The organism is Bacteroides clarus YIT 12056 (genome assembly GCF_900129655.1).
Classification (GTDB): domain Bacteria; phylum Bacteroidota; class Bacteroidia; order Bacteroidales; family Bacteroidaceae; genus Bacteroides; species Bacteroides clarus.
Map to the genome: position 1 here is coordinate 328,157 of NZ_FQWK01000006.1, position 20,669 is coordinate 348,825.

At 47.0% G+C, this 20,669-nt stretch carries 16 protein-coding genes; 4 read left to right on the forward strand and 12 right to left on the reverse strand.

From position 1 onward, the window contains the following. Window positions 1-18 precede the first annotated feature (18 nt). Both BUB52_RS12965 and mutY read right to left on the reverse strand, forming a co-directional pair. Complete coding sequence (locus tag BUB52_RS12965) at window positions 19-474, reverse strand: single-stranded DNA-binding protein (protein ID WP_009120519.1); 456 nt, start codon at window positions 472-474, stop codon at window positions 19-21. 72 nt (window positions 475-546) lie between these two features. After that, window positions 547-1,587: an A/G-specific adenine glycosylase gene (gene mutY, locus BUB52_RS12970; RefSeq protein WP_039950248.1), complete on the reverse strand. Its 1,041-nt coding sequence runs from the start codon at window positions 1,585-1,587 to the stop codon at window positions 547-549. 197 nt (window positions 1,588-1,784) lie between these two features. Between mutY and BUB52_RS12975 the strand changes: the two genes are divergently transcribed. Together BUB52_RS12975 and BUB52_RS12980 are read left to right on the forward strand one after the other, a co-directional pair. Next, window positions 1,785-2,060 (forward strand): HU family DNA-binding protein, encoded by a 276-nt coding sequence (locus tag BUB52_RS12975; protein ID WP_004290360.1) that lies wholly within the window; start codon window positions 1,785-1,787, stop codon window positions 2,058-2,060. 296 nt (window positions 2,061-2,356) lie between these two features. Then, the gene (locus BUB52_RS12980) at window positions 2,357-3,931 is read left to right on the forward strand and encodes an Rne/Rng family ribonuclease (protein WP_009120516.1); all 1,575 of its coding nucleotides are present in this window, start codon (window positions 2,357-2,359) and stop codon (window positions 3,929-3,931) included. Window positions 3,932-3,978: 47 nt separating this feature from the next. On the opposite strand, the gene BUB52_RS12985 is transcribed toward BUB52_RS12980, so the two are convergent. The 7 genes from BUB52_RS12985 to BUB52_RS13015 all read right to left on the reverse strand — a co-directional run bounded on the left by BUB52_RS12985 (window position 3,979) and on the right by BUB52_RS13015 (window position 11,801). Then, window positions 3,979-5,151 carry an iron-containing alcohol dehydrogenase gene (locus BUB52_RS12985; RefSeq protein WP_009120515.1) on the reverse strand — a complete coding sequence of 391 codons (1,173 nt, stop codon included), beginning with the start codon at window positions 5,149-5,151 and terminating at the stop codon, window positions 3,979-3,981. 10 nt (window positions 5,152-5,161) lie between these two features. Then, window positions 5,162-6,094 carry a phosphoinositol dihydroceramide synthase gene (locus tag BUB52_RS12990; protein WP_009120514.1) on the reverse strand — a complete coding sequence of 311 codons (933 nt, stop codon included), beginning with the start codon at window positions 6,092-6,094 and terminating at the stop codon, window positions 5,162-5,164. Continuing rightward, window positions 6,094-6,744 (reverse strand): CDP-alcohol phosphatidyltransferase family protein, encoded by a 651-nt coding sequence (locus BUB52_RS12995; RefSeq protein WP_009120513.1) that lies wholly within the window; start codon window positions 6,742-6,744, stop codon window positions 6,094-6,096. The genes BUB52_RS12990 and BUB52_RS12995 overlap by 1 nt, the downstream gene beginning before the upstream one ends. 11 nt (window positions 6,745-6,755) lie before the next feature. Further along, window positions 6,756-7,262, reverse strand: a complete 507-nt coding sequence (locus BUB52_RS13000; RefSeq protein WP_009120512.1) for a GtrA family protein — start codon at window positions 7,260-7,262, stop codon at window positions 6,756-6,758. Next, window positions 7,247-7,720 (reverse strand): phosphatidylglycerophosphatase A family protein, encoded by a 474-nt coding sequence (locus tag BUB52_RS13005; RefSeq protein ID WP_009120511.1) that lies wholly within the window; start codon window positions 7,718-7,720, stop codon window positions 7,247-7,249. Before BUB52_RS13005 ends, BUB52_RS13000 begins: the two co-directional genes overlap by 16 nt. Window positions 7,721-7,866: 146 nt before the next feature. Next, a complete protein-coding gene (locus tag BUB52_RS13010) occupies window positions 7,867-9,156 on the reverse strand; it encodes an inositol-3-phosphate synthase (RefSeq protein WP_022219682.1) in 1,290 nt (429 codons plus the stop codon). A gap of 107 nt (window positions 9,157-9,263) precedes the next feature. Then, on the reverse strand, window positions 9,264-11,801 hold the full coding sequence (locus BUB52_RS13015; protein WP_009120509.1) for a DUF5686 and carboxypeptidase-like regulatory domain-containing protein: 2,538 nt from the start codon (window positions 11,799-11,801) through the stop codon (window positions 9,264-9,266). A gap of 178 nt (window positions 11,802-11,979) precedes the next feature. On the opposite strand from BUB52_RS13015, the gene aspT reads away from it, so the two are divergent. Further along, a complete protein-coding gene (gene aspT / locus BUB52_RS13020; RefSeq protein ID WP_009120508.1) occupies window positions 11,980-13,674 on the forward strand; it encodes an aspartate-alanine antiporter in 1,695 nt (564 codons plus the stop codon). Between the two features lie 538 nt (window positions 13,675-14,212). Beyond that, complete coding sequence (aspD, locus tag BUB52_RS13025; RefSeq protein WP_009120507.1) at window positions 14,213-15,832, forward strand: aspartate 4-decarboxylase; 1,620 nt, start codon at window positions 14,213-14,215, stop codon at window positions 15,830-15,832. Window positions 15,833-15,912: 80 nt separating this feature from the next. On the opposite strand, the gene BUB52_RS13030 is transcribed toward aspD, so the two are convergent. From BUB52_RS13030 to BUB52_RS13040, 3 genes are all read right to left on the reverse strand, one after another. Then, window positions 15,913-17,226 carry a sensor histidine kinase gene (locus BUB52_RS13030; protein WP_009120506.1) on the reverse strand — a complete coding sequence of 438 codons (1,314 nt, stop codon included), beginning with the start codon at window positions 17,224-17,226 and terminating at the stop codon, window positions 15,913-15,915. A gap of 132 nt (window positions 17,227-17,358) precedes the next feature. Further along, window positions 17,359-18,717: a sigma-54-dependent transcriptional regulator gene (locus tag BUB52_RS13035; RefSeq protein ID WP_009120505.1), complete on the reverse strand. Its 1,359-nt coding sequence runs from the start codon at window positions 18,715-18,717 to the stop codon at window positions 17,359-17,361. Window positions 18,718-18,835: 118 nt separating this feature from the next. Then, complete coding sequence (locus BUB52_RS13040; RefSeq protein WP_009120504.1) at window positions 18,836-20,323, reverse strand: TolC family protein; 1,488 nt, start codon at window positions 20,321-20,323, stop codon at window positions 18,836-18,838. Window positions 20,324-20,669 lie beyond the last annotated feature (346 nt).

Sequence of the window (20,669 nt, forward strand, 5' to 3'; positions counted from 1 at the left end):
TTGGTTTTAGTTAAACAATTAGAACGGTAAATCGTCCGTCGGATTATTTTGCGCAGGAGTAACCTGCGATTGTGTTGACTGTACGGGAGCACCCGTTTGTCCGGGCATACCGGCCTGCGGCGCGGTTCCGGGCACTGCGCTTCTCGCAGAGAGCATTTCCATGTTATCTACAAAAATTTCTGTTACATAGCGTTTCGCACCGGTCTGATCATCATACGAACGAGTCCGTATTTTACCTTCCACATAAAGCTTGTCTCCCTTATGCACGTATTTCTCAGCCGTTTCCGCCAGTCCGCGCCAAAGGACAAGATTATGCCACTCCGTACGTTCAGGAACTTGCGTTCCATTTGCCAATGTATAGGCACGGTCTGAAGTAGCCAAAGGGAAAGTAGCGACAGCTACACCGGTATCAAGGTATCTCACCTCAGGGTCTCTGCCTACATTTCCTAATAATATCACTTTATTTACTGACATACGCTTTCAACTTTAAAATTTGTTGCCAAAATTAACGAGAATAACAACATCATGCAAGAATACAGCCAACTTTTATACATACTTCTCCAAAAAAGCATGTACTAAACGAGATACCGGATATTGCTCCAAATCTTCCATTCCGATACACTGATATTCCGAAAAAGAACGGGAATTCTCCGGCAAAACAACTTCATAAAAGTTAGCATAAATCACACGATGAGACAAAACATGTTTCACATTCCGAAGCACCGAACGTACTTCCGGTATCTCCCCCACCGCCATAAGTGAGCGAAAGGAAACCGATGACAAAAACTCCTCTTCCGATAAATCCCTGTCTGTTTCAACCAATGGCAACTCAAACAAATTTTTCCAAATATCATCGGCCGTTCGTTTATGTATAAAGGTACACGCGCCCATGCGTACATATATATAATTAAAGTAACGGTTAGACATCTTTATCCTATGCTGCTTCACGGGAAGCTGCATAACCTGCCCTTTCGATAAAGCGGTACAACTATCCGCTAAAGGGCAAAACATACAATTAGGTGACTGTGGCGTACACTGAATAGCCCCGAAATCCATTATGGCCTGATTATACGCAGCCGGCCGGGATTTATCAAGCATTTCATCGGCTAAAGCTGCAAAAAGTTTCTTCCCTTCCGTAGAATCAATAGGAGTGTCGATACCCCAATAGCGGGAAAGCACACGATATACATTTCCGTCCACTACCGCATAAGGCATATTATAGGCTATGGAACAAATAGCGGCAGCCGTATAGTCCCCTACTCCTTTCAAGGCACGGACTTCCTGATAGCTTTCCGGAAACTTACCGTTCATACTCTTGGCAGCGGCATGCAGATTACGGGCACGAGAGTAATATCCCAATCCCTGCCAATATTTCAAAACCTCGTCTTCCGAAGCCGAAGCCAAAGTTTCCACATCAGGAAAACGGCGGATGAAACGAAGGAAATACTCATATCCTTGCGCCACTCGCGTCTGCTGTAAAATAATCTCAGAAATCCATATCCGGTAAGGATCGGCAGTATCCCTCCAAGGCAAATCGCGTTTATTGTCCGCATACCAATCCAATAAAATTTCAGTCAATCTATTCATATATAGTTCCATACCCCAAAAGGATGCAGTCCTTTTTTCGAAAGAACAAAAATACAGTTTTTCAGTCTAACAAAGCTTAATGCTTTGACTTTTTTCAAAAAATGTCCAGAATATATTTTTTAGAGCCGCCAAAAAGCTATATATTTGCAGTCCAAAAAATTAGAAAACTATAGTAATAATATTTTTTTTAAGAAAAAATGACTAAAGCTGATATTGTAAACGAAATTACAAAGAACACCGGAATTGACAAAGTCACAGTACTTACAACCGTTGAAGCGTTCATGGACGCAGTGAAGGCATCTTTATCTAAAGATGAAAATGTTTATCTCCGCGGGTTTGGTAGTTTTGTAGTGAAGAAAAGAGCTCAGAAAACAGCTCGTAACATCTCAAAGAACACTACTATCATCATTCCGGAACACAACATTCCGGCTTTTAAACCTGCCAAGACATTCACCATTGCTGTGAAAAAATAATAAACAATTAGTATTAACCCATAAAATTTTGAAGCTATGCCAAGCGGAAAGAAGAAAAAAAGACATAAAATGTCTACGCACAAGCGTAAAAAAAGACTAAGAAAGAACAGACATAAAAGCAAAAAGTAATTTTTAGTCTGAAGGACAAAATAAAGAACAAACTTGTGAAGCTAATTGTCTCGCGGGTTTGTTCTTTGTTTAAGTATCAAACCGATACATCAATACACAACTATTGATGTATCGGTCAATCTGAACAGAAAATATCTGTATAATAAAAATGTAAAAAGCAAATTATTGTGACAAGCGAACTCGTTGTAGACGTACAGCCCAAAGAGGTCTCCATAGCTTTACTCGAAGATAAAAGCCTGGTAGAGCTTCAAAGCGAAGGAAGAAACATTTCCTTCTCTGTGGGCAATATGTATTTGGGACGCGTCAAGAAATTGATGCCGGGCCTGAATGCCTGCTTCGTGGACGTGGGTTACGAGAAAGACGCTTTTCTTCATTATCTGGACTTAGGTCCTCAATTTAACTCGTTAGAAAAATACGTAAAGCAGACTTTAAGCGATAAAAAGAAGCTTAATCCAATTACCAAAGCAACCATACTTCCCGATCTTGAAAAGGACGGAACAGTATCCAACACACTCAAGGTAGGACAAGAAGTAGTGGTGCAAATCGTAAAGGAACCTATCTCGACCAAAGGACCGCGCCTGACTTCCGAGCTCTCTTTTGCCGGACGCTATCTCGTGCTAATTCCTTTCAACGATAAGGTTTCCGTATCACAAAAAATTAAATCGAGCGAAGAACGCGCCCGTCTCAAACAACTGCTGATGAGCATCAAGCCTAAGAATTTTGGTGTCATCGTCCGCACTGTCGCCGAAGGAAAACGCGTAGCCGAGCTTGACGGAGAGCTTAAAGTATTACTGAAACATTGGGAAGAAGCTATTACCAAAGTACAAAAAGCGACCAAGTATCCGACACTGATTTACGAAGAAACCAGCCGTGCCGTAGGTTTATTGCGCGACTTGTTCAATCCTTCTTTCGAAAACATCTACGTGAACAACGAAGCTGTCTTCAACGAAATCAAGGATTATGTAACACTCATCGCCCCTGAACGGGCAGGAATCGTAAAACTGTACAAAGGTCAACTTCCCATTTATGACAATTTCGGTATCACCAAGCAGATAAAGTCATCATTTGGCAAAACCGTTTCATACAAAAGCGGAGCTTACCTGATTATTGAGCACACTGAGGCGCTTCACGTAGTAGACGTGAACAGCGGTAACCGCACCAAGAATGCCAACGGGCAGGAAGCCAACGCACTGGAAGTGAATCTGGGAGCCGCTGATGAGCTGGCACGCCAATTGCGGCTAAGAGATATGGGTGGTATCATCGTGGTGGATTTCATTGACATGAATGAAGCCGAAAACAGACAAAAGCTTTACGAACGTATGTGCGCCAACATGCAGAAAGACAGGGCACGCCACAATATCCTGCCGCTCAGTAAATTCGGATTGATGCAAATCACGCGTCAGCGAGTACGCCCGGCAATGGATGTGAATACTACGGAGACCTGTCCGACCTGTTTCGGTAAGGGCACTATTAAATCGTCCATCCTCTTTACGGACACCTTAGAGAGTAAAATTGACTACCTTGTCAACAAACTGAAGATAAAGAAATTCTCGTTACACATCCACCCGTATATCGCTGCCTACATCAATCAGGGAGTTCTCTCACTGAAACGGAAATGGCAGATGAAATACGGATTCGGAATCAAGATTATTCCAAGTCAGAAATTAGCGTTTCTGGAGTATATCTTCTACGATCCGCAAGGAGAAGAGATTGATATGAAGGAAGAAATCGAAATCAAATAAAAAAACGGCGAAGTCAGATAAACACTTCGCCGTTTTTTTGTTCATTATCACAATGCCAGACGGTAGATTTCCTTGCTGTCCTGTTTTGTCAGTTTCACATAATTGCCCACAAACTCTCCTTTATTGCGATGCAGGCTATCCGCCAGGCGGTCTATATCGGGCTCCTCAATACCCAGTTCCTTAAAATTAACCGGTAGTCCTATAAAGCGGAAAAAATGCTTCAAACGGGACACTCCGGCCAAAGCCATCTCTTCCAAATCCTCCGATTCGGGAATACCGAAAACACGGTTGGCAAATTGGGCTATCTTTTTCGGATTATGTCCAGCCATAAAAATCATCCATGCCGGAACTATCACAGACAATCCTGCTCCATGCGTAACGTTATAAATCGCACTGACTTCATGCTCCAAAAAATGCGAAGCCCAGTCTTCCTCACAACCTACGCCGCAAGTTCCGTTATGAGCTATCGTTCCGCACCACATTATATTGGCACGTGCGCCATAATCTTCCGGATTCCGCTGGATGCGATAAGCTTCTTTAATGATAGCCGTCAGCGTACCCTCACAAAGACGATCGCTTATTTCCACATCCTGCGTATTAGTGAAATAACGCTCCATGATATGCACCATCATATCGGCGATACCGCAAGCCATTTGAAAAGGCGGCAATGTATAAGTCAATTCGGGATTCATAATGGAAAAAACCGGGCGCAACAGTTCCGGCACACGCAAGCTCAGTTTTTGCAAGGTATCCACTTTCGTGATAACCGAGTTGCCCGAACCCTCGCTACCCGCAGCGGGAATCGTCAGAACAACGGCAACTTTCAATGCTTTCACCACTTTCGCCTTACCTATAAAGAAATCCCAAAAATCACCTTCATAAGGCACACCGGCAGCAATAGCCTTTGCTGTGTCAATCACAGAGCCGCCTCCTACGGGGAGCAGTAAATCAGCCTGTTCACGACGGCAAAGTTCAATCCCCTCATACACCTTTGTATCCACCGGATTAGGCTGTACGCCACCCATTTCACAATACTGAATACCGGCTTCCCGCAAAGATTGCTTCACCCTGTCCAACAATCCGCTTCGCACCACGGAACCGCCGCCATATACAATCATCACTTTCCGTGCTCCATACTTACCGGCCAAAATACCGACCTGCATTTCCGTCTCCTTGCCGAAAACAAACTCCGTAGGACTGTAAAAGACAAAATTATTCATACTTGTATTATCATTTTATATATTGACTGTATCTTTCAAAGAAACGTTTGAACGCCCCCCATTTCATCAATCCCCGCTCAAATAGCAGAATCCCCAGCAGAGCACAGGAAATGCCCAACATCACGTCAATCAGATAATGATGACCGGAATAAACGGCCGTCCACCAGATACCCACCATGATAACAGAGAACAAAGCTATCAGCCATTTTTTACAACGCCCCATAACAGCATACGCTACCGCTACCACCATATAAGCAGCATGCAATGAAGGAACAGCGGCAAACACATTGGCATTCCGCCCATAAATGGAATGAAAGACAGAACATCCCAGCAGTTCGTCAAAACGTCCCAACCCCGCTACATTACCCGGAGTATCAAGAATCGGCTCAAAGCCGTAGTTCATGGCATACCAAGGTGGTGCTGCCGGATGGATGTAATATCCGGCAAATCCGATAAGATTTACCAGCAGAAAGACCATGGCAAAACGAAGGTACACCTTACGCTCGCCTTTCAGATAAAGCCACAAGCCGAACGCAATAGGAACAGGAACCCAGCAAAGATAGAATATACCTGCAAGGAAATCGCCTATCGTACAGTGATTCTGCGCAAAATACTCACAGGGAATCAACGTTGCCCCATCAATCGAGATACCGAACAATGACTTCTCCGCCTCATACAATCCCTGTACATCAATAGGATTCACCTCATAATTGGGATATACTCGCATCCAGTCGTAAGAAATGCCAAAGATGATAAAAGGAAGTAGCGCCACCGCCAATTTACGGGTTGTTTTCCCCGCAAAGAAGAGTACCAGAAACAGACCCGCCATCAGAAGATGCTCTGTACGGAGCCCTATACACACGGCCGTCAACAACAAGAACAGCACCGTAACGACAGCAACGGGCAGCGCTTCTTTGACAGAAGGAAAAATATTCTTTCTCATTATTGCTTCTTTAATAATTTATGGCAATGCGCAATACGCGCAAATGCCGTCAAATTGGCAAGAACGGCTATCACAGCCATCGGAACAATCAGTATCAACATGGGGTCGAATGCCTTGCAATCTCCGAAAATACCGCAGAACAAAGCGCCAAGACTGGTCAGCACCACACGCTCGGGGCGTTGCATGAAACCTACTTTACACTCCAGCCCCAGTCCTTCGGCACGTGCGCGCACATAACTCACCATAAGCGAACCTATCAACGCGACAAAAGTTATCATCGAGCCCCACAGATAACCTTGCAAAATCAGATAATAGAAGATACCGAACAACGTCACCATCTCGCTATAACGGTCGAGCACCGAGTCATACAATGCGCCAAACGTGGAAGACATATTGCCTACACGCGCCACACGCCCGTCCATCATGTCGAACAAACCGGCAAAGAGAACGATTCCTCCGCCCCAACCCACATAGGCCGGTTCACCCGGTTTATACACACCCGCATACACAAATACGCACGCAGCCACAATGTTCATCACCAGTCCGGTGGTAGTAATAAAATTAGGCGTAATGCCCACCTTAATCATGCCATGCACAACCGGATTTATAATCTTATAAATCAACTGTTGCAGCCAATCTCTATAATTCATATCAGTTCTATTTAGTCTCTAAAATATTGTCGTATAAATTTTCTGAAATTATGATTGCGATATACGAATACCCGTTGCAGATGATAGTTCCAGAAAAACGCCACCAGAACGGCTACGATTACTTTGGACAGGATAAACACATCGTTTATGTAATGTCCCAGCAATCCGTCCACCCAGTGCATGCCCGTCAGCCACTCCGTCAGGGCAAATGTGCCCCATGTATTCAATAAAATACTACCTCCCCAGACAAAAAGATATTTCAGCGCAACGTGCGTTTTTTTACAGTCGTCCGCATGAAACACCCAGCCGTAGTTAATGACGCAATTCACCATGCCGCCGGCCACGGAGCCTAAGAAAGTAGCGTACAAATAAAAAAGTCCGGATAGTTTAACCAGCAGAATGGTCACAAGAAAATCCACAAGACTTGCCACATACGACGAAAGCTGGGCCTTCACAAAGACCCAAACAGCATGACGCCAACCTGCAAATCCCGATATTTCTTTCAGCCTATCAGCCATCTTACTCCGATTAAGACTACAAAGCTATAAATTCCCGCCAAGATATCATCCATCATCACTCCAAATCCGCCAGGAAAACTTTCCATGCGACGGATTCCCAACGGCTTAAAAATGTCGAACAGACGAAAAAGAGCAAAAGCTCCCAACGCATACCACACATTCCCTGACGGTGCAGCCAGTAATGCAATCCATACTCCCACCATCTCGTCCACCACCACACGCGAAGGGTCTTCCCCCCAGCAAGGTTCAAGACGATTGGTGGCCCATATCCCCATTACCGTAAAGACAAGAACAAGAACTACCGTCAGCCATATCAGGCATATTTCCGAAACAATGAAAGATAATCCGAACCAGATAAGCGCAGCCAGCAAAGCGCCCGCCGTACCCGGAGCGAAAGGAGAAAAGCCCGAACCGAAGCCCGTACCGATGAGAACCGGGAGAAAAGAGGGTTTCTTCATTGATAAAAAGATGATAAAAGGGTGATAATGTGATAGGGTGATAAAGCGATAAAAGTGGTAAGGCAGTAGAGTGATGAAATCTCAAAACGAAACTTACTTATCACCCTATCGCCTTATCACTTTTATAACCTTACCACTTTCTTATTTTAGTCCAAATAGCTCGGTGCAGTTTCACCTACCATGTTACGGAGAGTTTCTTTCACCATTCTCCACTGTTGGAACAAGTCGTGTACCGGCTCATGTTCAAAGTCGTGCATCGGGCTCTTGCAGAAGAATGACAGCCAAGTCTGGATACCGCACATACCGGCACGCAAAGCGAGGTCGCTGAAGATAACCAGGTCGAGTGCGATAGGAGCCGCCAAGATAGAGTCGCGGCACAGGAAGTTAACCTTGATTTCCATCGGATAACCCATCCAGCCGAAGATATCGATATTATCCCATGCTTCCTTGTTGTCCTTACGGGGCGGATAATAGTTGATACGTACTTTGTGATATACGTCACCGTACAAATCGGGGAATTTCTCAGGTTCGAAGATATTGTCGATAACAGACAGTTTGCTGACTTCTTTTGTCTTGAAGTTTTCCGGCTGGTCAAGAACTTCGCCGTCACGGTTGCCCAAGATATTGGTAGAGAACCATCCGCTTACACCCAGCATACGGGTCTTGAACATCGGAGCGAGTACAGTCTTCATCAAAGTCTGGCCGCTCTTGAAGTCCTTACCGGAAATAGGCACATTCATTTTCTTGGAGAACTCCCACATGGCCGGAGTATCTACGCACAGGTTAGGAGCGCCCATGATGAACGGAGCGCCTTCTGCGATTGCAGCGTAAGCGTAGCACATACTCGGAGAAATAACTTCCGTGTTGTTTTCCTTCATGGCTTTTTCCAAAGCGGCGAGAGACTTGTGCTCTTCCGACAGAGGAACATAAATTTCAGTACTTGCAGCCCACAACACAGCGATACGGTCGCAGTTATTGTTTGCCTTGAAAGTACGGATATCCTCGCGCAGCTGTTCCACCATGTCCCAACGTGTAGCGGCATTCTTGATATGCGTACCGTTCAGACGTTTTGCGAAATTGTGGTCAAAAGCGGCAGGCATGGGTTTGATGGCCTTCAACTCATCTTTTACGAGGTTCAAGTCCTTTTCTTTCAAAACCTCCGCGTACATTGCGGCTTCATACGCATCGTCAGCGAAAATATCCCAACCGCCGAACACGATATCGTTCAAATCAACCAAAGGCACCACATCCTTAATCAGATGTTCTTTGCCGTCCTGCATACGCATAGTAGCCATTTGTGCGATTGAGCCTATAGCTTTTGCCAAACCCTTACGGGCTGCTAATGTACCTGTAATCATAGTGGTTGCAACCGCACCACCTACTCCGACTACCAGTACGCCCAAACGACCGGTTGCCGGCTTAATGTTTTCTTTCATTGCCATTGTATTATTTAGAGTTTAAAAAATTGCTCAAATTTAGGGTATTTTGCCCAATTTGGATTAGTCATTTTATCCGATTTAATGTTCTGTTAGTAAGATTTAAGTTAAAATGTCATGTGCAGACTGATTCTAAGCCCGGATTTATCTATATTCGGTAAATCCCGATAAGTTAAACGCCATACATAATCCACCCGGAGCACTTTCAAAATGTTCTCTATACCTACTCCGACTTCTACATACGGAGTATGCCCCATGGTAGTGCTTCCTGCCGGAAAGGCGAATAATCCTTCACTGAATTCCGGATTGTTTTTGTCACTCAGATTTCCATAAATTCCCCGGCAGGACAACACTTCACGCCATTTCAGTTTTTTCAACAACGGAATGCGGTTGAAAAGAAAACCGTTCAAGAAGTAAGTCACGTCCCACGAAGCGTATTCATCGTTCATAAATTCCATTGCATTCATCAGCGAGTAAGACTCCGGCTGAATAGTGTAAGACAGGTTGGCATTGGGAATGATTAGCAGCGGGAAAGGCACTTTATTCCACACCTTGCCTGCTTTCAGTATAACATCCGTATAGCCGAAAGCCGAAAACCAGAAACGTTTCTGGAAGCCCGCCTCCGTATAATGATAAGCATAATCTCCTCCCAGCACCCCTTTAGCCGCCATGGTATGCGTCAGCGTAAAGACCGGAGCGTCCAAAGACACCGGAAAACGGTTCCATTGCGTCTGGAAGAATTTTTCGTTAGGGGCATAGCGTAACTTCAGTTCCAGTTCGCTGGTAGAAATACTTTTTACAAACTCATCTCCGGCATCCTGCTTCACGAAAGGAATAAGACGCGAAGACTCATCTTTCCGCAAACGCGTGGTCAGCTGAAAAGAAAAGCCCGAATGAAACTCGTTCGTATACGTCAGTTCCGCTTTCCGCTGATAGCCGATACGGTCGTCCTTCTGGCGTTTCAAGGCCAGGAAGACATTATCCTGACTGGTATAGAGATAATGTTGCCCGTACTGGTTGACATCGGACAGATAACGAAGTTTCAAGGAGTGAATCGGAAACTCGTTGGCATACTCCTTTTTCTTATGAAAAGAATATTCCAGTTCCGCCAATCCTTTCACTCGCTCATCACGAAAGCCGTACGCCACATATCCCCTGCCGAACAAATGCGGATTAAGCCAGGCTGTCGTCATTCCGCCGGCACGCACACGTACTCCTTCCAGCGCATTACCGCTGATGGTGGTATTCATCATGCCGATATAGAACAACGGAGCTTTCTCTTTGGGAGCCGGGATATAGCCCGTAAACAATACTTTCAGCACTTTCTCCGTCCAATAATAAACCGGATAGCTACGCAATTGCGCCATCATCTTGTCTACGGAAGTCTCCTTCCTGCTCACTTCCGCAAGCCGGTTGGCGTCCCAGTAGGCATCGGGATGAGCGGAAGCGTCCATACCCTCAATCACTTTCTCGGGCTTTCGGAATACCTGTAAAGCATCGGCGGCGGGTTCGTAGGCATAGTCCTGATAATAGACATCCCGCTTGGCATAGATACCGTCGCTGTTATCCACCAATTTGAACTCCGTCGTGATACTTTCATTCATAAGCTGCCTTGTACCGTCCTCAGCACGGTCAAAATTCTGTTCTATCTTCATGTAGTCCACAAAGTTCAGATTGATTTTCTGAGGAAAGTTCATCACGACGCGACGCACGAAATACGTACTGTCCAGCATGACGTACAGATGTCCCGTAAAGCCGAACGACTCGGAATTGAAGGGCACGAAAGTCAGGTCTACGCAAGGCTTCCCGGCAACGGTCAGCGTATCCATCAGGTAATACTTGTAGAACGAAGGCCCCATAGAGGATAGCGGACTGACGAACTTATTGGTAAACAGCGTTATATTGTTCCGGTAAATATCCACATCCGTCATGGTGACGCTGATAGCCTGCTCCATACCTTGCTGTGACAGCATTTCGTCCACTCCCGCCTGCCGCCGCGCCTTTACCCATTGCTTTTCGCTATGGGGCGACTTACGGTAATAATCCGTGGCCAGCAGCTCACGGTTGGACACCGCCAATACGGGTTTTCCGGTAACGGTGGAGGTATCTACATAATCGGTCAGGAACTTAAACTTACGGTACAGCCACTTCTGTTGCTTCACGCTATCGAAGTTGTTGATGGCAAATGTCATTTTTTCATAACGCTCGCGCTGCCAGAAGTCGCGCTCATCCGGAGAATAATCGTCCTTATGCTCTATCATCTTCCGCACAAACTCCACAGCCGGGTTATCCTTCTTTTTGTAGCGCTCGCGCTTCGGCTTCACCAACACCTCGTTCAGCGCGTAAGTGGCAGGAGCGAGCGCAACTTTTATACGCTCCCCGCGTGCCGGATGAATCAACCGGGTGTATTCATTGTATCCCACAGCCGAGATTACCAGCCGTGCTTCCGGGCGATAGGTCTTGAAAGAAAATACTCCCCTGTCATCAGTCATTCCCCCCTCTGTGGTTCCTTTCAGATAGACCGAGGTATACGGCAACGGTTCCCGCGTCAGCGAATCAGTGACAACACCTTGCACCACATATTGCGCCCTCAAGGGAACCGCAATTATCTGCATCAGCAGAAATACCCTAATAAACAACCTCATACCTTACCTATCTATCATTCAGTGCGCAAAGGTACGGAAGAAAACTTTTTCTAAAAGTTCGGTTTTACGGAATAAATGTTCTAAAAAACCACTTTTATTCAAAACACTTCCCGTTAAAACCCGTTGTATAGCAAAAACGACTTGCAAAAGACGTACAAACAGACCTAAATACTTAATTATGGAATGGATTTTCAATCAACTCAGGGAACGTCCCGAATTAGCCATTTTCCTCACCATCTTCCTGGGGTTCTGGCTGGGCAGGCTGCGCATCGGCAAGTTCACTTTAGGAACCGTCACCAGCGTGCTGTTGGTAGGCGTAGTGGTAGGCCAGCTGGATATTGCCGTACCCGGCCCGATCAAGTCGGTATTTTTCTTGCTGTTCCTGTTTGCCGTAGGCTACAAGGTAGGCCCGCAGTTTTTCCGCGGACTGAAGAAAGACGGATTGCCGCAAGTGGCCTTTGCAGTGCTGATGTGCGTATCCGTTCTGGGAGTGACCTGGCTGCTTGCCTTGCTCATGGGATATAACATGGGAGAAGCGGCGGGGCTGCTTGCCGGCTCGCAAACCATATCCGCCGTCATCGGCGTAGCGGAAGATACAATGGCCAATATGGGGCTGGACGAAGCTCAACGGCAGAGTTACGTCAACATCATTCCGGTGTCTTATGCCGTAACCTACATTTTCGGTACCGCCGGCTCGGCCTGGGTGCTGTCGTCCATCGGACCGAAAATGCTGGGCGGGCTGGATAAGGTAAAAGCCGCCTGCAAGGATTTGGAAGCCCGCATGGGTAACTCCCAGGCAGACGAGCCCGGCTTCATGCATGCCGCGCGCCCCGTCACTTTCCGCGCCTACCGCATCGAAAACGAATGGTTCAAAAACGGGAAAAGGGTCATAGACCTCGAAGTATACTTCCAGCAACAGGACAAGCGTCTGTTTGTGGAACGAATACGCAAGGCGGGCACTATCTGCGAAGTCAGTCCCAACGTGCAACTGGAGATAGGAGATGAAGTCGTACTGAGCGGACGCCGGGAGTACGTCATCGGTGAAGAGGACTGGATAGGGCCTGAAATACAAGACCAGCAATTACTGGACTTCCCTGCCGAAAGACTGCCCGTCATGATAACCAAAAAGACTTTTGCCGGAAAAACCGTTTCGGCAATCCGCGGTGAGAAGTTCATGCACGGCGTCAGCATCCGCAGCATCAAGCGTGCGGGCATCGATATCCCCGTCATGGCACAGACCACAGTAGATGCCGGCGACGTGGTAGAAGTAGTGGGAACCAGACAGGAAGTGGAAGCCGCCGCCAGACGTTTGGGTTATATAGACCGTCCTACCAACCAAACAGATATGATTCTCGTAGGGCTCGGCATTCTTGCAGGCGGACTGTTCGGCGCATTGTCCGTTCACATCGGCGGAGTGCCAATCAGCCTGAGCACCAGCGGCGGAGCATTGATAGCGGGGTTGGTCTTCGGTTGGCTGCGCAGCAAGCACCCCACTTTCGGACGCATTCCCGAACCCTCGCAATGGGTACTGAATAATGTGGGGCTGAATATGTTTATCGCCGTAGTAGGTATATCGGCAGGTCCCAGTTTCGTACAGGGGTTCCATGACGTAGGCATCAGCCTGTTCCTTGTGGGCGCGGCAGCCACCACTCTCCCCTTGATTATCGGACTGTTGCTGGCAAGGTATCTGTTCAAGTTTCACCCTGCCATCGCGCTGGGGTGTTGTGCAGGCGCAAGAACTACCACGGCGGCCCTCGGAGCCATACAAGATGCCGTAGAGAGTGAAACGCCCGCACTGGGTTATACAGTGACGTATGCAGTAGGCAACACCTTGCTGATTATATGGGGAGTGGTTATCGTCCTACTGATTTAACGTGTCAAAGCGCTATGAATCAATGGCCTGCAATTAGGATACTGATCTGCAAAACAATGCAATCTTATCTTACAACGGCTGTTGTAAGATAACTTCACAGCTGTTGTATGATAATTCAACAGCCGTCGTAAGAAAACAACCCGGCTGTTGTACGAATAGTTTTCAGTTATTGCATGAATTATTCTCAGCGTAAGTATTAGTGAATAAATAAATGTCCTCAGCATTCTGCGCCCTGTAAGGGCAAAAGATAATATTCAAAGATTTTGCCCCTACAGGGCGCAATGTTAGCCATATTCACATTCCCGGGGTGTTACCCCGGGCTGCATGATAAAAGGCTTTCAGCCTTAGGAATGACAGACGTGCAACAATTTATCGGAACAAAGAGAGCTGATTTTCGAAACAAAGAGAACTGACTTTCAGAACAAAGAGAACTGATTTTCAGAACAAAAAGAGCTGACTTTCAGAACAAAGAGAGCTTCTTATCAGAATAAAAAGAACTTATTTTCAGAATAAAGAAAACTTAAAAACTTCAGATTATATGGATACAAAACTTTTAGAAAAAAAGATGGAGAATATCAGCCCCTTCGAGCTGAAAAACCGTCTTATCGACATGGCAGATGAAAGTCTGAAAAAAACAGCCCGTACCATGTTGAACGCCGGGCGCGGTAATCCTAACTGGATTGCAACCACTCCACGCGAGGCCTTTTTCCTCTTGGGAAAGTTCGGGCTGGAAGAATGCCGTCACGTCATGTTCCTTCCCGAAGGTATTGCCGGCATCCCCGAAAAACAAGGCATTGCCTCTCGTTTCGAGCAATTCCTCAAAAGCAACACCTATCAGCCCGGAGCCAAATTACTGGAACAAACCTACAACTATATGCTGATGCAGCATGCCGTCGACCCGGACAGCCTTGTTCACGAATGGGCGGAGAGTGTCATAGGCGACCAATATCCTGTACCCGACCGTATCCTAAGATTCACCGAAATGCTGGTATGCGACTACCTGAATCAGGAAATGTGCGACAACCGTCCGCCACGCGGAGCTTTCGACCTGTTTGCCACCGAAGGCGGAACAGCCGCCATGTGCTATATCTTCGATTCCCTGCAAGAGAATTTCCTACTGAACAAAGGTGACGGCATCGCCCTCATGGTTCCCGCCTTTACACCTTATATAGAGATTCCCCAGCTGAACCGCTACCGGTTTAAGGTGACCGAACTGCATGCCAACCGCATGAGCCAAGACGGGCTGCACCTGTGGCAATACAGCGACGAGGATATTGACAGGCTGAAAAATCCGGCGATAAAGGCATTGTTCGTCACCAATCCGAGCAACCCGCCCAGCTATACGCTCAGTCCCGAAACAATGGCGCGCATCGTAACCATCGTAAAGGAAGACAATCCCAACCTGATGATTATTACGGACGATGTGTACGGCACCTTCAGCCCGCATTTCCGTTCCTTCATGGCAGAAATTCCGTACAACACGCTTTGCGTGTATTCTTTCTCCAAGTATTTCGGAGCCACCGGCTGGCGCAACGCCGTCATAGCGTTGCACGAGTACAATGTATTCGACAGGCAGATATCCCGATTGCCGAAAGAGAAGCGCGAAGCACTCAATCACCGTTATGCCACACTGACCCTGCATCCCGAAAAGTTGAAGTTCATTGACCGCATGGTAGCGGACAGCCGTCAGGTAGCCTTGAACCATACGGCAGGGCTTTCATTGCCGCAACAGATGCAGATGAGTTTATTCGCCGCTTTCGCCTTGCTGGACAAGGAGAACAAATACAAGCAGAAGATGCAGGAAATCATCCGGCGCCGTTTGCAGACTCTTTGGGACAATACCGGATTTACATTAGTGGAAGACCCCTTACGGGTGGGCTACTATACGGAAATCGACATGCTGGTCTGGGCCAAAAAGTTCTATGGAGACAAGTTCGTGGAATACCTCAAAAAGACGTACAGTCCGCTGAACGTAGTATTCCGCCTTGCTCAAGAAACCTCTTTGGTACTTCTGAACGGCGGCGGCTTCGACGGACCTGAATGGAGCGTGCGCGCTTCCCTTGCCAATCTGAATGAGAACGATTACGTCACAATCGGCCAAGGCATCAAGCGGATATTGGATGAGTACGCAAAAGAATGGGAGAAAAATCTTATTTAATTGAGAATTGAGAATTAAAAATTAAAAAATACTATGCAGCATGACAGCGCAGCCATTTCTCAATTTTTAATTCTCAATTCTCAATTAAATAAGATTCGGAAGCGGGTCAATCCATCATTGTACGTGCGCAGGGAGAATGTACAACCATGGCGGCTCAGCACTTCCCTGATAAACACCAGGCCAATCCCCTGCCCGTTCGGCTTGGTGGAGAAGAAGGGACTGAAGAGTTTAGCTTCGGTCTCTTTGCTGATTCCGGGACCATTGTCAACGATTTCTATGAAAGCGGGGGCAGTGGTCCTTACCGTTATTTCACCTTGCTTGCCTGCCGCTTCGCCGGCGCCCTCTATACTTTCGGCAGCATTCTTGATGATATTTACCAAAACCTGCTCGAACAGTGAAGCATCCAGACGAACCTGTCCTACTTCAGGGTCGCATTCCAAGCGAAGAATAATGTTACGGTCGTTGCACATTCCTTCCATGAAACGCTTGCACATGGATACCAATTCATTCAGCTGAACCGGCGCCACCGTAGGCTCGGGAATCTTCACCACATCTGCAAAGCGGGTAATGAAGCGGCTCATAGAAAAACAGCGTTCCGTACATACACGCATTACATCGCAAATGTCATCCATGCCTTCTTCCGTAGAGAGTGCCTGTTCCACCGTATCCAAAGTAGAGGTAATGCCGGCCGTGGTATTGTTCACTTCGTGGGCAATCATGCGAATAACTTTTTCGTATGCGCGTTTTTCCGCTTTCATCACTTCGTCCGTCATACGTTCTATCAGAAAGAAAGGATGTTTGAATCCTCGGTCGATAAACGAGGAATGGGTACACTTATAAATATTCGAATCGTTCAGCCGCACTACGGAAGTTGCTTCTTTAGGAATGGATGCCAGCTCTTCCGCCAAAGGCGAATCAATCTTCTCCAGTTTCTTGTTCTGCGCTTCTTCCAACCGAACGCCCAGCATTTTCACGGCCATCGGATTGAGCTGCGATACCTCACCGTCCAGCGTCATAATGATAACGCCCATAGGCGATGCCTGAATCAGCAAATCAAGAAAATGGTTCTGCTCGCGCATACGCAGACGCTCGTTCTTAAGTTGCTCCATCATACGGTTGAAGACGTTCACGATACGGTCGGCCTCATACTGTCCCACCTGACTGAGCCGACTGCTGAAATCCTGTTCGCGCAACAACTCCATACCGCTTCCTATCGTGTCCATCGGCTTGACAATCTTACGGTAGAACACCACCAGATAGATAAGTATAAACGCGATGATGCCCTCCACAACATATAGATGAGCGGTTTGCATTTTGCCTGCCAAGTATATCAACGCTCCACCCAGCCCGAACAAAAACAATACAAGAATAAAAAAGTAAAATTTAATACGCACGTAAGTAAGAGATTAGGGGTTAGGGATTAGGGATTAGGGATTAGCGATTAGGGATTAGAGGTTGACAGTCAGCGATTAACTGTTAGGATTTAAACGAATAAACACTTATCGCTAATCACTAACCGCTAATCACTAATCACTAACCGCTATTTTATATTTTTCCAACCGCCTGTACAGTGCGGCTCTGCTGATGCCCAACGCCAATGCAACCTGGCTGAGATTACCTTTATGCTGTTCCAAAGCCTGCAGGATAGTCTGCCGCTCTATTTCGTCCAGCGTCATGCCGGCAAAGGACGTACCCTCGGCGGCTTTTACAGGTTCGTCATGGCGTTGATATTGCGATTCAAAATCAGAGGCGTCCAAAGTCTGTTTTCCGCTGACAAGAATGGTACGTTCCACCAGATTTTTCAATTCACGGATATTACCCGAATAAGGCAGGCGGGAAAGGAAGTTCAGCGCGTCCGCCGAAAATTCGGTACGCGGCAAACCGTTTACGGCAGCCTGACGATCGGCAAAGTGGCGTGCCAACAGAGGAATATCCTCACGGCGTTCGCGCAAGGCGGGCAGTTTTACGGTTATCAGATTGATACGGTAGAAAAGGTCTTCACGGAATGTACGCTCGGAAACCATTTTGCGCAAATCGGCATTGGTGGCGGAGACTACACGTACATCCACTTTGCGCGGACGGCTGTCGCCCAGCACTTCAAATGTCTGGTCTTGAAGTACACGCAACAGTTTAACCTGACAGGACAAATCCAAATCACCTATTTCATCCAGAAAGATAGTACCTTTGTTGGCCAACTCAAAACGACCTATACGGTCGGCGCTCGCATCGGTAAAAGCGCCTTTCTTATGACCGAACATCTCGCTCTCGAACAAACTCTGCGAAATACCGCCGAGATTGACTTTCACGAAAGGCTGTTTGGTGCGCTGGCTGTTGATGTGGATGGCCTCGGCTATCAGCTCCTTACCTGTACCGCTCTCACCGGTAATGAGTACGGAAGCGTTGGTACGGGCTATGCGGGCCACGGTATTCAGCACCTCCATCAACCCTTGTGATTTCCCTATGATGTGGCTACGGTTCAAACCTTCCGCCTGCTCCTCCGGCACGTCCTTCGGAGCGGCGCTCAATTCCAAAGCGGTTTCGATACGCTGCAAAAGAGCGGCATTGTTCCACGGCTTGGTAATAAAGTCGAAAGCGCCCGCCTGCATACCCTGTACGGCAAGTTGGATGCTTCCCCATGCCGTCATCAGTATAACGGGTACGTCGGGACGGAACACCTTTACCTGTTTCAATAGCGTAAGTCCCTCTTCGCCGGTAGTGGAGAGCGTAAAGTTCATATCCATCAATATCAGTGCGGGAGATTCCGCACGAACCATATCCATTGCTTCACGGGGACCCGGAGCTGTTTTTACCTCATAACCGGCACGCTTCAACATAAAACTGAGCGAAGAACGTACGGCACTATCATCATCGACTATCAGTATCATAGCATTTTGTAGTTAGTTGCTTGCAAAAGTAAGTTTTTTCACCACAGCTCATACAGATTTGCACTATTTTTTTGTTTTTTCCCTTATAATCGTACAATTCGGTATGGTTTGACCTGAATCAACCTTTGATTATATCTTCAAAGTCGGCTTCCAACTCCGCGTTCCGTTCAAAATCCCAAAGAGTCAGGCTGCGGAGTTGATAGAAATAATACCAATAGTAATAAAGTTCGGAGATGTGTTTCTGCCGGGCTTCGTCTTTGGAGTTCTGCGCATCGTTGAGGTCGAGGGTACTTATTTTACCAATCATAAAAGTCTCCACACTGGTCTTGTAACGTTTCTCGGCTATCAGGTCGGCTTCTTCGGCTATTTCCAGTTGTTGGGCTTGGTTATTGAAGTTTGCCACCAGCAAGAAGATGTCCTGATTGAAATCCATTTGTTCCTGGCGGATTTTGGAAAGTACCACTTCACGGTTGCTCTTGGCCACCCTCACCTTGCCACGACGTTTTCCCCAGTCGAGGATAGGTATTTTTACACCGACTTTGACAATCTGGTTATCCAGTAAATTCTGATAGGCAGAGGAGAACTCATAGTTTTGTCCTGTATAGCCAACACTGGCAAACAAGTCTATACTCCTTAAATTTCCACGTGCCGTAGCCACTTCATAATCTGCTTCCAACTGGCGGCGGCGTATATTCTGAGCAAACGAGTTGCGTTCCAAAGCTTTGTTCAGGACACGGTCATAGTCCATTTTAATGCCCGAAACGGAAGCGGGTATCACAGGGTTCAGTCCCTCGCTCTCCGACACGCCGAGGAATGAACGCAGCTGGAACATTTTGGCGTTCAGGGTGCTTTCGGCTTCGGTTACATCGGCTTTGCCTTGCAGGGAATTCAGTTTGAGCTGCAACAGGTCGTTTTCTGAAATCTGTCCCATTTTGCGTTTGGCAATGGCCACTTCATAAAGGCGGTCTGAGTTCGCTTTGTTTTGCTGCGCTGTGGCAAGCGCTTCCTTGGCCAATAATAGCTCGAAGAAATAAGTAATGGTTTTCATCGTTACTTCTTCCGTCGCGGAAATAAAGGAAGCTTTTGCCTCCGCATACCGGACCGGCTCGATACGGCGGTTCCACTTCAAACTGTTCACGCCGAATATAGGCTGCGTCAATTCAAGGCTTACGGGCACGGACATAAACTGTTTGTCACCGCCGGAACCCAATTGCTTGATGTAATCAAGGGAAGAGGCCAACGACAGTTTACCGCCTGTGAACCAGATATTCTGGTCGATAGAGAGCGCACCGGACAGCCCCAATGTATTGTTACGGACAAAGCTATAAGAACCGTCAGAATTCTGATAGGTGCTGTACGACTTGTTATAATTGGGTAATGTTCCTGTAAAGTTTACTTCGGGCAACAGGTCTGCACGGAAGGTACGGTATTCCCAATAGGCTGTTTTCAACTCGTTGAGCGCCACCGCGGCATCTACAGACTGGGTACGTGCCAATGCGATGGCTTCTGCCAGGGTTATGTCGCGTTCGTGCGTCAGAGTATCATTTTGTGCCGATGCAATTAGAGGCATCAAGAAACAGGCGGCGAGTAAAATATTCTTTTTCATGTTCGGTCTTTAAAATTATCGCTGATAGAAAAGCAAAGAGTGTGCCAAGCGGACAGGAAGGTATTACGCAAGGGGGAGTGTCCGAAATCGGACACTCCCCCTGTTCGTTTGCGGACGGTTAATAAGGATCCGGCAGTCTTTAAGGTTGAAAAGCTTTTATCATGCAATTCCGGGTAATGCACCGGATAAAAGCTCCTTTACATATTCTGCGTCTTGTAAGAGTAAAAGCTATGCATATAAGTCTTTCGCCCTTACAGGGCGTAACATTAACCGTACATATATTCCCGGGGTGTTACCCCGGCTGTATGATAAAAGGCTTTCAGCCTTGAACTCACTAAAATAGCGT